Annotated in this window: 1 protein-coding gene and 1 pseudogene; both read right to left on the bottom strand. The window is 72.3% G+C overall.

What is annotated here, in order from left to right; all coding sequences use genetic code 11:
* Nucleotides 1-1,156, bottom strand: a 1,156-nt coding sequence (locus G6020_RS12680) for a 2,4-dienoyl-CoA reductase FMN-binding domain-containing protein (protein WP_182610867.1), incomplete at its 3' end; no start/stop codon positions are given.
* Nucleotides 1,157-1,224: 68 nt separating this feature from the next.
* Nucleotides 1,225-1,902: pseudogene (locus G6020_RS12675) on the bottom strand (hypothetical protein); the annotation flags it as partial.

The following is a 1,902-nucleotide window of genomic DNA, read 5'->3' as shown; positions in this document are numbered from 1 at the left end:
GGCCCGCACCGACCACCGCGACCCGCCGGCGCGTGGGCGCCACGGTGAGCACCAGCTCCGTCTCCCGGCCCGCGCGGGGATTGACCAGGCACGACGCCCGCTTGTTGGCGAAGGTGTGGTCGAGGCACGCCTGGTTGCAGGCGATGCAGATGTTGATCTCGTCGGCCCGCCCCTCGGCGACCTTGGCGGCGAACGCCGGGTCCGCCAGCAGCGGCCGCGCCATCGACACCAGGTCGGCCTGCCCGCTCGCGAGGATCCGCTCGGCCACATCCGGGGTGTTGATGCGGTTGGAGGCGATCACTGGCACGCCCACGGTCTGCTTGAGCCGGGCGGCCAGGTCCACGAACGCCGCCCGCGGCACCGAGGTGACGATGGTGGGGATGCGGGCCTCGTGCCAGCCGATCCCGGTGTTGAACACGTCGACGCCCGCGGCCTCGAGGCGCTGGGCGAGCTCGGCGGTCTCGTCCCAGGTCTGCCCGTCCGGCACCAGGTCGAGCACGCTGATGCGGTACTGGATCAGGAACTCCGGGCCCACCTCGGCGCGGACCCGGCGGACGATCTCCTCGGGGAACCGCATGCGCTTGCTCGCGGTGCCACCCCACGCATCGGTGCGCTGGTTGGTCCGGGCCGCGAGGAACTGGTTGATCAGGTACCCCTCGGAGCCCATGATCTCGACGCCGTCGTACCCCGCCCGGCGCGCCAGTCGTGCGGCCCGCACCCAGTGGTCGATGGTGCGCTCGACGCCCCGCGAGCTCAGGGCCCGCGCCTTGAACATGCTGATCGGGGACTTGGTGGACGAGGCCGAGCGGACGAACGGTTGATAGCCGTACCGGCCGGCGTGCAGCAGCTGGAGCAGGATGTGCGAGCCCTCGGCGTGGACGGCATCGGTGAGGCCGCGGTGTTTGTCCGCCATCCGCCGGCTGGCCATCATCGACCCGGCAGGGAGCAGCCAGCCCTCCACGTCGGGGGAGAACCCGCCGGTGACCATCATGGCGGTGCCGCCGCGCGCCCGCTCGGCGAAGTAGGCCGTGAGCTCGGGCAGGTGCTTGCTGCGGTCCTCGAGTCCGGTGTGCATCGACCCCATGACCACGCGGTTGCGCAGGGTGAGAGGCCCGACGACGAGGGGACTGGTCAAGTGCGGGTGGCTGGAGCTCATGGGGCCCATTGTGCCCTGGCCGGACACGACCTTACCCGCCGGTAAGGTCGTGTCGCGCGGAACCGTGATCAGTAGCGGAGGATCGCGCCGACCGAGTTGCCGTGCGGGAGGGCCTCGAGCACCACGAGCCGTCCGGAGGTGGCGCAGGTGTGGCCCACGGCGTCGTCGAGGTCGCCCGGCTGATCCTCCGGACGACAGGCCGCCCCGGTGAGGATCAGCGTCTCCACCCGGCCCTCGGAGGCCGCGGTGACGATCTCCCTGGGGTCGCTCACCCCGAGCCCGGTCCCGAGGGCTTCCCCGAACCGCTCGGTCGCCGCTGCCGCGTCGGCGCCGAGGACGGGCTGGACGATCGGCCACGCCTTCTCCTGCAACTCCGCGCCGCCGGCGTGGTCCGGGTTCCCTGCCACCACGTCGTCGAGAAGGTGGGGGTAGGACAGCTCCTCCCTGAGCATCGGGTGGTGCTCGGCCACCGCCGCCAGGACGAGCGGTCGGCGGTCGGGCCCCGCGAGCAGCTCGTCGATACCCGCCGCCACCTGACGGAAGAACTTCTGCAGCATCACGCGGTCCACCTCGCCGCCGGCACCGTGCCCGTGGAAGGCGGCGGTGCCCCCGGCAGCGGCCTGGTGCTGGAGCTGGGGCTCGCGCTCGGTGCGACCCTCGGCGTCCTCCATCGACGCCGGCGCGGTGCCGATGTCCCGCTCGTGGACCGAACCCCGGGTGGCCTCGAACAAGCGCACCGAGTTCTG

The organism is Dietzia sp. B19 (genome assembly GCF_014145155.1).
Taxonomy (GTDB): Bacteria; Actinomycetota; Actinomycetes; order Mycobacteriales; family Mycobacteriaceae; genus Dietzia; species Dietzia natronolimnaea.
The sequence above is the reverse complement of the archived record's forward strand: the minus strand, read 5'-3'. Positions and strand labels throughout refer to the sequence as shown.